At 66.0% G+C, this 13,821-nt stretch carries 10 protein-coding genes; 4 read left to right on the top strand and 6 right to left on the bottom strand.

Features of this window, described 5'->3' with window-relative positions:
* Positions 1 to 64 precede the first annotated feature (64 nt).
* From hslU to ACFOJE_RS06765, 5 genes are all read right to left on the bottom strand, one after another.
* Entirely contained in the window at positions 65 to 1,402 is a 1,338-nt protein-coding gene (hslU, locus tag ACFOJE_RS06785; RefSeq protein WP_377813531.1) for an ATP-dependent protease ATPase subunit HslU, read from the bottom strand.
* A 107-nt stretch (positions 1,403 to 1,509) separates the two neighbouring features.
* Positions 1,510 to 2,037 carry an ATP-dependent protease subunit HslV gene (hslV, locus tag ACFOJE_RS06780; RefSeq protein WP_377813530.1) on the bottom strand — a complete coding sequence of 176 codons (528 nt, stop codon included), beginning with the start codon at positions 2,035 to 2,037 and terminating at the stop codon, positions 1,510 to 1,512.
* 207 nt (positions 2,038 to 2,244) lie between these two features.
* Complete coding sequence (locus tag ACFOJE_RS06775) at positions 2,245 to 2,991, bottom strand: SPOR domain-containing protein (protein WP_377813529.1); 747 nt, start codon at positions 2,989 to 2,991, stop codon at positions 2,245 to 2,247.
* A gap of 18 nt (positions 2,992 to 3,009) precedes the next feature.
* Positions 3,010 to 4,749, bottom strand: coding sequence for an arginine--tRNA ligase (argS, locus tag ACFOJE_RS06770; RefSeq protein ID WP_377813528.1), 1,740 nt, complete (start codon positions 4,747 to 4,749; stop codon positions 3,010 to 3,012).
* 149 nt (positions 4,750 to 4,898) lie between these two features.
* On the bottom strand, positions 4,899 to 7,118 hold the full coding sequence (locus ACFOJE_RS06765) for a primosomal protein N' (protein WP_377813527.1): 2,220 nt from the start codon (positions 7,116 to 7,118) through the stop codon (positions 4,899 to 4,901).
* Between the two features lie 218 nt (positions 7,119 to 7,336).
* Here ACFOJE_RS06765 and rpmE point away from each other — a divergent pair, with 218 nt between their 5' ends.
* The 4 genes from rpmE (at position 7,337) to ACFOJE_RS06745 (ending at position 11,186) form a co-directional block, all read left to right on the top strand.
* Positions 7,337 to 7,549, top strand: a complete 213-nt coding sequence (gene rpmE, locus ACFOJE_RS06760; protein ID WP_377813526.1) for a 50S ribosomal protein L31 — start codon at positions 7,337 to 7,339, stop codon at positions 7,547 to 7,549.
* A gap of 23 nt (positions 7,550 to 7,572) precedes the next feature.
* A complete protein-coding gene (locus ACFOJE_RS06755; protein ID WP_377813525.1) occupies positions 7,573 to 8,373 on the top strand; it encodes a thermonuclease family protein in 801 nt (266 codons plus the stop codon).
* Positions 8,370 to 9,800 carry a M48 family metalloprotease gene (locus ACFOJE_RS06750; RefSeq protein ID WP_377813524.1) on the top strand — a complete coding sequence of 477 codons (1,431 nt, stop codon included), beginning with the start codon at positions 8,370 to 8,372 and terminating at the stop codon, positions 9,798 to 9,800. Before ACFOJE_RS06755 ends, ACFOJE_RS06750 begins: the two co-directional genes overlap by 4 nt.
* A gap of 117 nt (positions 9,801 to 9,917) precedes the next feature.
* Positions 9,918 to 11,186 carry a malic enzyme-like NAD(P)-binding protein gene (locus tag ACFOJE_RS06745; RefSeq protein WP_377813523.1) on the top strand — a complete coding sequence of 423 codons (1,269 nt, stop codon included), beginning with the start codon at positions 9,918 to 9,920 and terminating at the stop codon, positions 11,184 to 11,186.
* Between the two features lie 55 nt (positions 11,187 to 11,241).
* Here the strand turns inward: ACFOJE_RS06745 and ACFOJE_RS06740 are convergent, their stop codons facing one another.
* Complete coding sequence (locus tag ACFOJE_RS06740) at positions 11,242 to 13,686, bottom strand: penicillin-binding protein 1A (protein ID WP_377813522.1); 2,445 nt, start codon at positions 13,684 to 13,686, stop codon at positions 11,242 to 11,244.
* Between the last annotated feature and the right edge of the window lie 135 nt (positions 13,687 to 13,821).

Raw genomic sequence — 13,821 nt, 5'->3', positions numbered from 1 at the left:
CGGGCGGGCACGGGAGCGGATCCATGGCTCCGTGCGGGGCCGATGAATCCGCTCCCTGCAGGTCTTAAAGGATGTAGCGCGACAGATCCTCGTCCTGTGCCAGCTCGCCCAGGTGCTGGTTGACGTAGGCGGCGTCGATCACGATCGGCCTGCCGCTGTGGTCGGCGGCCAGGTCGCCGGCGCTGAAGGAGGCCTCCTCCAGCAGACGCTCTAGCAGGGTGTGCAGGCGACGGGCGCCGATGTTCTCGGTCTTCTCGTTGACCTGCCAGGCGATCTCGGCGATGCGCTTGATGCCGTCGGCGGTGAATTCGATGTCCAGCCCCTCGGTCTTCAGCAGCGCGCAGTACTGCTCGGTCAGCGAGGCATGCGGCTCGGTGAGGATGCGCTCGAAATCCTGCGGGCTCAGCGCCTTCAGCTCGACGCGAATCGGCAGGCGGCCCTGCAGTTCGGGCACCAGGTCGCTGGGCTTGGAAAGGTGGAAGGCGCCGGAGGCGATGAACAGGATATGGTCGGTCTTGACCATGCCCAGCTTGGTGTTCACCGTGCAGCCCTCGATCAGCGGCAGCAGGTCGCGCTGCACGCCTTCGCGGGACACGTCCGCGCCGCCGACGTTGCCGCGCTTGGCGACCTTGTCGATCTCGTCGATGAAGACGATGCCGTTCTGCTCCACGGCCTCCAGGGCGCGGGCCTTCAGCTCCTCCTCGTTGACCAGGCGCGCCGCTTCCTCGTCGCGCACCAGCTTGAGGGCCTCCTTGACCTTCAGCTTGCGGGCCTTCTTCTTGCCCTTGCCCATGCTGGAGAACAGGTTCTGCAGCTGGTTGGTCATCTCCTCCATGCCGGGCGGCGCCATGATCTCCACGCCGGCCGGGCTCTCGGTGAGCTCGATGTCGATCTCCTTGTCGTCCAGCTGGCCTTCGCGCAGGCGCTTGCGGAACAGCTGGCGGGTGTTGGAGTCCTCGCGCGGCGCCTCCTCGTCGAAGCCCTGGCGCGCCGGCGGCAACAGGGCGTCGAGGATACGCTCCTCGGCGGCGTCCTCGGCGCGGAAGCTCACCCGCTGGATCTCCTGCTCGCGCAGCATCTTCACCGCCGCATCGGCGAGATCCCGGATAATCGATTCTACGTCGCGTCCCACATAACCGACCTCGGTGAACTTGGTCGCTTCCACCTTGATGAAGGGGGCGTTCGCCAGGCGCGCCAGGCGGCGGGCGATCTCGGTCTTGCCGACGCCGGTCGGGCCGATCATCAGGATGTTCTTCGGCGTGACCTCGGCGCGCAAGTCGGCCGGCAGCTGCATGCGCCGCCAGCGGTTGCGCAGGGCGATGGCGACGGCGCGCTTGGCGTCGTCCTGGCCGACGATGTGGCGGTTGAGTTCGTGGACGATTTCGCGGGGCGTCATGGACATGGGTAAGGCTCGCTTCATGCGTGGGGCGGATCGGCGTCAAGCCACCCGCCGCGGCGGTCTGTTTGACGGCTGCATGCAGTATGGCAGCCGGATACCGGAGCGGGTGCTCAGTCGAGATCCTGCTCTTCGATGGTCAGGTTCTGGTTGGTGAAGACGCAGATGCTGCCGGCGATGTTCAGGGCCGTCTCGGCGATTTCCCGGGCGGACAGGTCGGTGTGCTGCAGCAGCGCTTTGGCGGCGGCCTGGGCATAGGGGCCGCCGGAGCCCATGGCGATCAGGCCTTCTTCCGGTTCGACCACGTCGCCGTTGCCGGTGATGATCAGCGAGGCGTCCTTGTTGGCCACCGCCAGCATGGCTTCCAGGCGGCTCAGGGAGCGATCGGTGCGCCAGTCCTTGGCCAGCTCGACGGCGGCGCGGACCAGGTGGCCCTGGTGCTTCTCCAGCTGACCCTCGAAGCGCTCGAAGAGGGTGAAGGCGTCCGCGGTGGCCCCGGCAAAGCCGGCCAATACCTGGCCGTGGTAGAGGCGGCGAACCTTCTTCGCATTGCCTTTCATCACGGTATTGCCGAGGGAAACCTGGCCGTCGCCACCCATGACGACTTTGCCTTGGCGGCGCACAGAAACGATGGTGGTCAAGGGGAAAAGCCTCCACGCAGCGGGGCGGAAATGCCCGAACGGAGCTTATATGGGGGAGGTTCCGGGTTATTTCAAGCGCCGAGGACGGGAGGTCGTGACCGGCGGACGGACAGGCAGCGGCCGAGTCGGGAGGAGGCGGAGAGGCACGCATGGCCCGTCGTCCCGCATCGCCTCGGACCGGCGCCGACGGCCGGTCCGAGGCGTATTTCAGCGGCTACGCCGTTCCTGTTGCAGCAGATTGCGGAAGCCGTTGCCGGCCAGCTGTTTCTGCGCCTTCTCGAGCTGTTGGCGGCTGGTGTAGGGGCCGGCCATGACCCGGTGATAGGTCTCGCCGCGGACGTTGCCGACCTCGATGCGCGCATTCTCGCCCAGCAGGGTGAGGCGGGCACGGGCGCTCTCCGCTTCTTCCTTGCTGCGGAAGGAGCCGGCCTGGAGGAAGAACTGGCTGGCTGGTGCCGCCGCCTTGGGAGCGCTGGGCGCGGTCGCGGGGGCCGGCGCAGGGGCCGGTGCTGGCGCCGCGGCGGGAGTCGGAGCGGGAGCGGTCGCCGTCACCGGCTTGGGCGGGGCTACGGGAGCGCTGGGCGGCGGAGGCGGCGTGCGGCCTTCGAGCAGGGCCTGGGCGCGGGCGGCGTCCTGTTCCGGCGTCAGCTTGGGCGGCGTGGTCGGCGGCGTCTCCGATGTCAGGGTGCTCGGCGGCGACATGACCTTGGTTTCCGGCAGCAGGGTATAGAAGTCGTATTTCGGCTTAGCCGGCTGCTGGGGCTTGGTCGCGGGGCGTTCCTCGGCGGTTTCCCGCTTCACCTCGTCGCCGCCCGGCTCCAGTTTCGCCAGAAACATCCCGAATCCGCCGACGGCCAGACCGCAGACCAGCCAGAACCAGCTGGGGACGGACCTTTTCGCCGGCGGCGAATTGCGGCTGGCGCCGCGTTTGGGAGGAGATTTCTTCTTTGCCATGCTGGTGGGTAAGTCCTTTTACATCCGTTCCAGGGTTTCCAGGCCGAGCAGCTCCAGCCCCTGCTTGAGGGTGCGTCCGGTCAGGGCGGCCAGGCGCAGGCGGCTCTGCTTGCGGGCCTCGCTGTCGGCGGCGAGGATCGGGCAGTGCTCGTAGAAGCTCGAGAACAGGCCGGCCAGATCGTACAGGTAGGCGCAGAGCAGGTGCGGCTGGCCCTTCTCGGCGACGTTGCCGAGCACTTCGCCGAACTGCGCCAGCTTGGCGGCCAGCGCCTGTTCCTGTTCGGCCTCGATTGCGATGCTGCCTTCGATCTGGTCGAAGCCCAGGCCCAGCTTGCGGAACACGCTGGCCACCCGGGTGTAGGCATAGAGCAGGTAGGGTGCGGTGTTGCCTTCGAAGCTGAGCATCAGGTCGAAGTTGAAGCTGTAGTCGCTGGCCCGGTGCTTGGACAGGTCGGCGTACTTGACCGCGCCGATGCCGACGGCGCGGGCGATGCTGCGCAGTTCGTCCTCGGCCAGTTCGGGGTTCTTGTCCTTGACCAGGGCGTAGGCGCGCTGCTCGGCCTCGTTGAGCAGATCGATCAGCTTGACCGTGCCGCCGTCGCGGGTCTTGAACGGACGGCCGTCGGCGCCGTTCATGGTGCCGAAGCCCATGTGTTCGAGTTCGGTGGCAGCATCGACGAAGCCGGCGCGACGGGCCACTTCGAAGGTCATCTGGAAGTGCAGCGCCTGGCGCTGGTCGACGAAGTACAGCACGCGGTCGGCCTTGAGCTGCTGGCTGCGGTAGCGCATCGCGGCGAGGTCGGTGGTGGCGTACAGATAGCCGCCGCCGGCCTTCTGCACGATCACCGGCAGTGGATTGCCCTCGGCGTTCTTGAATTCCTCGAGGAACACGCACTGGGCGCCGTCGCTCTCGGTGAGCAGCCCCTTGGCCCGCAGGGCCTCGATGATGCCGGGCAGGTCCTCGTTGTAGGAGCTTTCGCCCCTGACGTCGGCCGGGCTCAGCCTGACGCCGAGGCGGTCGTAGACTTCCTGGCAGTGGCTCAGGGAAACCTCGTTGAAGTGCTTCCACAGGCGCAGGCATTCCGGCTCGCCGGTCTGCAGGCGGACCACCAGCTGGCGGGCGCGGTCGGCGAATTCGTCGGACTCGTCGAAGCGCTTCTTCGACGCCCGGTAGAAGTGCTCGAGGTCGGACAGCTCGCCCTCGGCCGCGGCCGGGTTCTCTTCCATGTGGGCCAGCAGCATGCCGAACTGGGTGCCCCAGTCGCCGACGTGGTTCTGGCGGATCACGGTGTCGCCGAGGAACTCCAGCACGCGGGCCACGGCGTCGCCGATGATGGTCGAGCGCAGGTGGCCGACGTGCATTTCCTTGGCCAGGTTGGGCGAGGAGAGGTCGACCACCACCCGCCCGGTGCGGCCATTCTTGGTCACGCCGAGACGCTCGTCGGCCAGTGCCGCTTCCAGGCGCCGGGCCAGGGCGTCGCTGTTCTGGAAGAAGTTGAGAAAGCCCGGACCGGCAATTTCCACCTTGCTGATGGCGGCGTCGGCCGGCAGGGCGGCGACCAGCTTCTCGGCGAGGTCGCGCGGCTTCATCGCCGCCGGCTTGGCCAGCATCAGGGCTATGTTGCTGGCGAAGTCGCCATGGCTCTTGTCCTTGGTGTTCTCCACCTGGATCGCCGGGGTCAGGCCAGCCGGCAGGACACCGTCTTCGGTCATGCGGGTCAGGGCTTGCTGGATCAACTGGCGAATCGTGTCTTTCATGCTCTGCTCTTCGGGCGGTACAGCCGGAAACGGGGTTGAAAACCGAGCATTATCCGCGGCTGCCGCGGGCTTGCCAACCGCTGTCGGGCGGATGGGAAGTCCGTGCCGGCGCTGATTTCCATGCCCGTTCCGGCGGGGGCGGGGCGTTTTCAGTACAGGTCGATCGGGTCCACATCCAGCGACCAGCGCACGGCCCGGGCGCCGGGGAGCTGCTCGAGAACCGTCAGCCAGGGGCCCAGCAGGCGGTGCAGCGGCGCGCGGTTGTTGGCCTGTACCAGCAACTGGGCGCGATAGCGGCCGGCGCGGCGCTCCATCGGTGCCGGTACCGGGCCGAGCAGCTCGGTGCCGGACAGGTTCAGGGTGCCGAGCAGCTGCTCCGCCTCGCTGCAGGCCTGATCGAGAAAGCCCTCGGCCTGTCCCGGCTTGTGCGCTTCGGCGCGCAGCAGGGCGAGATGGGAGAACGGCGGCAGGCCGGCGGCGCGGCGCTCGCTCAGCGCCTGCTCGGCGAAGGCGAAGTAGCCCTGCTCGGTGAGCTGGACCAGCAGCGGGTGGTCGGCCAGATGGGTCTGGATGATCACGCGGCCCGCCTCCTCGGCGCGGCCGGCGCGGCCGGCGACCTGCATGATCAGCTGGGCCATGCGCTCGCTGGCGCGGAAGTCGGCGGAGAACAGCCCGCTGTCGGCGTCGAGGATGGCCACCAAGGTGACCCGCGGAAAGTGATGGCCCTTGGCGAGCATCTGCGTGCCGACCAGCAGGCAGGGCTCGCCGTGCTGGATGGTGGCGAACATCCGCTGCATGGCGTCCTTGCGTGCCGTGCTGTCGCGGTCGATGCGCAGTACCGGGTAGTCCGGGAAGAGGATGGCCAGGCGCTCCTCGGCGCGTTCGGTGCCGGCCCCCACCGGGCGCAGGTCCACCTGGCCGCACTGCGGGCAGTTGCTCGGCTGGCGCTCGACATGTCCGCAATGATGGCAGCGCACTTCGCGATGGCGCTGGTGCAGGGTCATCCGCGCATCGCAGCGCGGGCACTGGCTGATCCAGCCGCAGTCGTGGCACAGCAGGGTCGGGGCGAAGCCGCGACGATTGAGGAACACCAGGACCTGCTGGCCGGCGGCGAGGGTTTCGGCGATGGCCTGTTGCAGCGGCCGGGATATGCCGGCGTCCAGTGGCAGGCTCTTAACGTCCAGGCGCAGGAAACGCGGTGGTTTGGCGTTGCCGGCGCGACGGCTGAGGCGCAGCAGGGCGTAGCGGCCGGCATGGGCGTTGTGCAGGCTCTCCAGCGAGGGAGTGGCCGAGCCGAGCAGGATCGGGACCTCTTCTTGGCGGGCGCGGACCACGGCCAGATCGCGGGCGTGGTAGCGCAGGCCTTCCTGCTGTTTATAGGAGGCGTCGTGCTCTTCGTCGACGATGATCAGGCCGGGGTTCTTCAGCGGCGTGAACAGCGCCGAGCGGGTGCCGATGACGATGTCCGCCTCGCCGTCGCGCGCCGCCAGCCAGGCGTCCAGGCGTTCGCGATCGTTGACGCTGGAGTGGAGCAGGGCGATCCGGGCGTTGAAGCGGCGGGTGAAACGCTCCAGGGTCTGCGGCCCCAGGTTGATCTCGGGGATCAGCACCAGGGCCTGCTTGCCGGCCATGAGCACCTGATGGATCAGTTGCAGGTAGACCTCGGTTTTGCCGCTGCCGGTGACTCCGGCGAGCAGATAGGCATTGAAGCCGCCGAAGCCGGCCCGCACCGCTTCGACCGCATTGCGCTGCTCGTCGTTGAGCGGCAGCTCGGCCTGCGCCAGCCAGTCGCCGTGCCGCTCGGCCGGCCGGTGGCGGCGCACTTCGAGGCGCAGCAGGCCCTTTTCCAGCAGCAGATCGAGGCTGTTCTTGTTCAGTTGCAGCTTGCCGAGCAGCGCGTGGGGAACTCCGTGGGGATGCTGGGCGAGGGTCCTTAGCACTTCGCGTTGGCGCGGCGCGCGGGCCAGGCGCGGATCGTCCGGACGCACGCCTTCGGCGACGTGCCAGAAGCGCTCCTGGCGCACCTCCGCCGGTTCGCCCTGGCGCAGCAGGGTCGGCAGGGCCCAGGTGAAGGTGTCGCCGAGGCTGTGCTGGTAATACTGGGCCGTCCACTGGCAGAGCCGGAACAGGCTCTCCGGCAGCGGCGGCTGGGCATCCAGGAGCTCCACGGCGCTTTTCAGCTTGTCTTCCGGCACCTCGCTGTGCTCGACCCGCTGCACCAGGACGCCGATCACCTCGCGTCGACCGAACGGCACGCGCAAGCGCACGCCAGGCTGCAGGGCGGTGTACGGCACGCCGAGCGGCGCGCGGTAGTCGAACAGCCGGCGCAGCGGCGAGGGCAGGGCGAGGCGGACGATCGGGGCGGGCACGCGGGCGGTCCTTGGTGATGAGCGGCGATATTAACAGGCTGAAGGCCGCTTCAGGCTGGCATGGGGCAGGTCGGACACGAGGCCTGCGAGCCCGTCTCGTCTGCGCTGTCGGTTGGGCGGCTTGCATCGGTCCGGCGCTCTGGTATCATCCGCCGCCTGTTTCCGTGCGGTACTCGACATAGGGTCGTGTGGCGGCACGCCAGACTCGAGGACTTTTTATGAAAGCCGATATCCATCCGAATTACGTCGAGATCGAAGCGACCTGCAGCTGCGGTAACGTGATCAAGACTCGCTCCACCATTGGCAAGAGCATCAGCATCGATGTGTGCTCCGAGTGCCACCCGTTCTACACCGGCAAGCAGAAAATGCTCGACACCGGTGGCCGTATCGACCGCTTCAAGCAGCGTTTCGGCGTGTTCGGCTCCAAGTAAGCACGCGCAACCGAGAAGTCCTGATGGACTTTTTCGGGCGAGTGAAAAAGGCGTCCCTAGTGGGCGCCTTTTTTGTTTTCGGGGGTTGGGTTTTTCCTGCTCTCGCCCTCTGTCCGCTGTCGGACGGGGCATCCACTGCACTCGTGCAGCAGGTGATCGATGGCGACACCCTGCGCCTGGCCGATGGTCGCAGGGTTCGCTTGATCGGTATCAACGCCCCGGAGCTCGGGCATCGCGGGCGGCCCGCCGAGCCTTTCGCCGAGGCGGCACGCGAACGCCTGCAGCAATCGGTGAAGGGTAATGCCGATCGGGTGATGCTGCTGCCGGGCAGCCAAGCGCGGGACCGCTATGGCCGCACCCTGGCCCATGCCTACGATGCGCGCGGGCGCAACTGGGAGGCTCAGTTGCTGGCGGAGGGGCTAGGCTATCTGGTGGCGGTGGCGCCGAATGTCTCCCTGGTCGACTGCCAGTTGCAGGCCGAGCATGAGGCGAGAGCGGATGGTCGCGGGCTGTGGCGACGTCCGGCCTGGAAGAGCCCTGAGCAGTTGCGGGGCGGCGGTTTCGCCCTGGTGCGGGCGGCGGTGCGCAGGGTAGAGCGCAACCGCGGCGGTCTATGGATCGAGCTGGACGGGCCGCTGGTGCTGCATGTCGAGCCGCATCTGCTGGGACAGTTCGATTTGGCTGCCCTGCAGCGCCTGCCCGGTCGGCGCATCGAGGCCCGCGGCTGGGTGGTCGATCGCGCCCGCCGCGGCGGTACAGCCTCGGGGCAGGTGCGCTGGATGCTGCCGCTGACCCATCCGGTGATGCTCGAGGTGTTGCCATGAGCCTGCGCTTTGTCCTGTTGTTGCTCGCCAGCCTTCTGGCGGGCTGTGCGACGAACCCGGTCAGCGGGCGCAGCGATTTCGTCATGATGAGCGAGCGCCAGGAGCTCGAGCTCGGGCGCAAGTACCATCAGCAGGTCCTGGCGGAATATCCGCGCTACGCCGATGAAGCCTTGCAGGCCTACGTGCAGCAGGTCGGCGAGCGGGTCGCGCGTCACAGCCATCGCAGCGGCCTGCAGTACCGCTTCACCGTGATCGACTCGCCCGAGCTGAACGCGTTCGCCTTGCCCGGCGGTTATGTCTACATCCACCGGGGGCTGCTCGCCTACCTCAACTCCGAGGCCGAGCTGGCGGCGGTGCTCGGGCACGAGGTCGGCCATGTCACGGCGCGCCACAGCGTGCGCCAACAGAGCCAGGCGAGCGCCTGGAGCATCGTCAGCCAGGTGATCGCGATCGGTACCGGTGTCGGTGCGGCCGGCGATCTGACTTCTGTCCTGGGCAGCGCCGTCGTGCGCGGCTACGGACGGGACATGGAGCTGGAGGCTGACGGTCTCGGCGCTCAGTACCTGGCTCGGGCGGGCTACGATCCGCAGGCGATGATCGAGGTGGTGCGCATTCTGAAGAATCAGGAGGACTTCGCCCGGGCCGAGGCCGCCAGGCACGGCGAAGCCCCGCCGGCCGGCAGCTACCACGGTCTGTTCGATAGCCATCCGGATAACGATCGGCGTTTGCATGAGGTGCTGGGGCCGGCGCGCGCGCTGGTCTCGGCGCAGCAGGAGGTGAATCGCGACGGCTTCCTTCGGCATCTGGAAGGCCTGACCTTCGGCGACTCGGAGGCTTCCGGCGTGCGCCGGGGGCAAGCTTTCTACCACGGTCCGCTGAACTTCACCCTGCGCCTTCCGGCTGGTTGGCAACTGCTCAACCGACCGGACATGCTGGTGGGGCTGACGCCCGATCGCAAGGGGCTGATCGCGTTGACCCTGGAGCCTGCCGATGCACGGCTCACCCCGGTCGACTTCCTCCGGCAGCGGATCGGCGATCAGCGCCTGCTAGCCGGTGAGGCGCTGCAGGCGCAGGGCCTGCAGGGCTATACCGGGGTGGTGCCCGGGGCAACGGCCCGCCGGGTCGCCGTTCTCTACAAGGGGGATCAGGCCTTCCTGTTCGTGGCGGCGCTCAAGGGGCGGTCCGACCTTTCCGACGCGGATGCCGGTTTTCTTCAGGTGATCAGGAGTTTTCGGCCGCTTCGGGATGACGAACGGAAGCTTGCCAAGCCCCTTCGGCTGGAGCTGGTTCGGGTCGGGGCGGGGCAGCGGCTGGCCGACTTCGATCATGGCCTGGCGGAGGCTTCGGTGCAGCGGCTGCGTCTGTTGAACAATCTTTATCCGGATCGTGAACCGCGTCCGGGAGATTGGATTAAAGTCTTATACTAGAGGACTTGACAGAGTGCGATGTCTAGTCTTGTCGTGGGGCGCCGTCTTGCCGTATGCTCGGGCGCCAGCCGTATAACCACTAAAATCAAAACATCAAAATAATGCGGAACTAAAAATATGTCCGATCTTAAAACCGCCGCCCTTGAATATCATGCCTCCCCTCGTCCCGGTAAGCTGAGCGTCGAACTGACCAAGCCGACCGCTACCGCCCGTGATCTGTCGCTGGCCTACAGCCCGGGCGTCGCCGAGCCCGTTCGCGAAATCGCCAGAGATCCCGAACTGGCCCACAAGTACACCGGCAAATCCAATCTGGTCGCCGTCATTTCCGACGGCACTGCGATCCTCGGCCTGGGCAACCTCGGTCCGCTGGCCTCCAAGCCTGTAATGGAAGGCAAAGGCGTTCTGTTCAAGCGTTTCGCCGGTGTCGACGTGTTCGACATCGAAGTCGACGCTGAAAGCCCCCAGGCCTTCATCGATACCGTCAAGCGCATCTCCATCACCTTCGGCGGCATCAACCTGGAAGACATCAAGGCGCCCGAGTGCTTCGAGATCGAGCGCGCCCTGATCGAGCAGTGCGATATCCCGGTGTTCCACGACGACCAGCACGGCACGGCCATCGTCACGGCCGCCGGAATGATGAATGCCCTGGAAATCGCCGGCAAGACCCTGCCGGAAGCCAAGATCGTCTGTCTCGGCGCTGGCGCCGCGGCCATTTCCTGCATGAAGCTGCTGATCAGCGTGGGTGCCAAGGTCGAGAACATCTTCATGATCGACCGCCAGGGTGTGATCCACTCGGGGCGTGACGACCTCAACCAGTACAAGGCGGTGTTCGCCCACGAAACCGACAAGCGCACCCTGGCAGATGCGCTCGAGGGTGCCGATGCCTTCGTCGGTCTCTCCGGGGCGAACCTGCTCGGTGCGGAAAACCTGCGGCTCATGGCGCCGAACCCAGTGGTGTTCGCCTGCTCCAACCCCGACCCGGAAATCGCTCCAGAGCTGGCCCATGCGACTCGCGACGACGTGATCATGGCGACCGGTCGTTCCGACTATCCCAACCAGGTCAACAACGTCCTGGGTTTCCCCTTCATCTTCCGCGGTGCCCTCGACGTGCGCGCCTCCCGCATCAACGAGGAGATGAAGATCGCCGCGGCCTATGCCCTGCGCGATCTGGCCAAGCAGCCGGTACCGAAGGAGGTCTGCGATGCCTATGGCGTCTCCGGGCTTGAGTTCGGCCGCGAATACATCATTCCGAAACCGATGGATCCTCGCCTGCTCACCGTGGTGTCCGATGCGGTGGCCAAGGCGGCCATCGAAAGCGGCGTGGCGGCACTGCCGTATCCGAAGCACTATCCGTTGAAGTCCGTCGACGACGTGTTCAAGGGCTAAGCGACGACCCCGCAGCAAAAAGAAACCCCGCCTTGGCGGGGTTTCTTTTTTGAGGTCAGAAAAGATCGATTGGCGGCGGGCTGTCGTTACCCGGGGAGCCGCCCAGGCTGGAGCTCCCTTCCTGGGCCATGGATGGCGGATTCTCGCTCTTGAAGAGTTCGAAGAAGGCGCCGGGCGTGCCTGGCGAGGCGATGTTCCCGGTGATCGGATCGATACGCAGGGTCAGCAGCCCCTCGGGCTCCGGCTGCATGTGGGCCGGCTTGTCCTTGAGGGCCTGGCTCATGTAGCCGATCCAGATCGGCAGGGCCACGGTGCCGCCATACTCGTGGCGGCCCAGGCTTTCCGGCTGGTCGAAGCCAGTCCAGACGGTCGTCACGTAGTCGGCGTTGTAGCCGGAGAACCAGCTGTCCTTGGACTCGTTAGTGGTCCCAGTCTTGCCGGCCAGATCGCTGCGCTTCATGGTCAGCGCCTTGCGGGCGGTGCCGAGCTTGATCACATCCTGCAGCATGCTGGTCATTATGTAGGTGGTGCGGGGGTCGACGATGCGCTCGGCATAGATCGGCTGAGTCGCGTTGGTCGTCGCTTCCATCTGCGGAGTCTGGCTGGTGATGGCCGTGAAGCCTGTCTGGGGCCTGCCGTCGATTGCCGGATTCGCCACGGGGGGCGGTGCTTGCGGTGGGACGCGCGGGGGATTGGCCTGGAACAGGACATTGCCGACGCGGTCCTCGATGCGCTCGATCAGATAGGGGCTGATGCGATAGCCGCCGTTGGCGAAGGAGCTCCAGCCGCCGGCGATCTCCAGCGGCGTCAGGTTGGCGGTGCCGAGCGCCAGGGAGAGGTTCCCCGGCAGGTCCTGCTTGTCGAAGCCGAAGCGGGTGAGGTAGTCGAGGGTGTAGGGGATGCCGATCTGCTGCAGGATGCGGATCGACACCAGGTTGCGCGACTTGTACAGGGCTTCGCGCATGCGGATCGGGCCGAGGAAGGTGTTGGTGTCGTTTTTCGGGCGCCAGACGGTGTCCAGGTATTCGTCGACGAACACGATCGGGGCGTCATTGATGATGGTGGACGCGGTGAGGCCGCGATCCAGGGCGGCGCTATAGATGAAGGGCTTGAAGCTCGATCCGGGTTGGCGCTTGGCTTGGGTTGCCCGGTTGTAATGGCTCTGGTCGAAAGAGAAGCCGCCTACCAGAGCGCGGATGGCGCCATCCTGAGGGTCGAGGGAAACCAGTGCGGCCTGTGCCGCGGGGATCTGGGAGAAGCTTAGGCTGCCATTTTCCTGGCGCTCGACGCGAACGACGTCACCCGCCTTGACCACGTCGGCCGGTTGCCGGGGGGCGGGCCCGAGGCTGTCGGTGCCCAGGAAGGGGCGAGCCCAGCGCATGCTCTCCCAGCCGACCATCTCTTTCGCGCCGTTGCGCGTCAGGACGAGTATGCCGTCGCTCTGTACCTGGCTGACGATGGCCGGCTCGAGTCCGTTGATGGTGTGATATTTGCCCAGTTCATCGCCCCATGTATTCTGGGGGTTGCCGGATAGGCGGGCCTCAGGGCCGCGGTAGCCATGCCGCCGATCGTAGTCTAGCAGCCCCCGGCGTACGGCCTGGTTGGCTTCCTCCTGCAGATTGCTGGGTACGGTGGTGGTCACCTTGAAGCCGTCCGTATAGGCCGCGCTGCCAAATCGACCGACCAAGTCGGCGCGTGCCATTTCGGCCACATAGGGGGCGTTCAGCTCCGGCGGCGGAACGTGGTAGCTGGCATCGACGGGTTCGGCCAGGGCTGCCTGGTAGCGTGCTGCGTCGATTCGCCCGAGCTTGTACATGCGCCCGAGGATCCAGTCGCGACGCTGCTTACTCCGCTCCGGATTGGCCAGCGGGTTGAAGCGCGACGGTGCCTTGGGCAGGCCCGCGATCATCGCCATCTGCGCCAGGCTGAGTTCCTGAATGGTCTTGCCGTAATAGATCTGGGCCGCGGCCTGAATGCCGTATGCTCGGTTGCCCAAGTAAATCTTGTTGACGTAGAGCTCGAAGATTTCCTCCTTGCTGAGCTCACGCTCGATCTGCAGGGCCAGCAGGATCTCGTTGGCCTTTCGCGAAAAGCTTCTCTCGCTGGTGAGGAAGTAGTTTTTGGCTACCTGCATGGTGATGGTGCTGCCGCCGCTCTGGATATGTCCGCTCTTCAATAATTGCGTGGCAGCGCGCATCAGGCTCGTTAGGTCGACGCCATAATGGTTCGCGAAGTTATCGTCCTCGGCGGCCAGCAGGGCATAGATGAAGTCCTGCGGAATATCGGCGTAGCGGATCGGCGTGCGCCTCATTTCGCCGAACTCGGCGATCAGCTTGTCGTCGCTGCTGTAGACCCGCAGGGGCATTTGCAGCTGGATGCTGCGCAGGGACTCGACAGACGGAAGGTTGGGGCTGAGATAAAGATAGGTGCCGCTTAAGGCGAGTAGCAATCCACAGAAGATGGCGACGCAGGTCCAGCTGAGGAATTTAAGCAAGCGCATCGAGGCCTTGGGTTTCCAGATAGAAGAGACGAAATATCAGGCGAGGCTGAAAGCGAAAAACCGGTCACATTATATGCGTTTTTTCGACAGATAGCCGTTTACGCTTCTGTCAAGACTGTTATCTAATGCCAAATA

Source organism: Azotobacter bryophylli (assembly GCF_042643485.1).
Lineage (GTDB): Bacteria > Pseudomonadota > Gammaproteobacteria > Pseudomonadales > Pseudomonadaceae > Azotobacter > Azotobacter bryophylli.
This window is presented reverse-complemented; position numbering and strand designations above follow the sequence as displayed.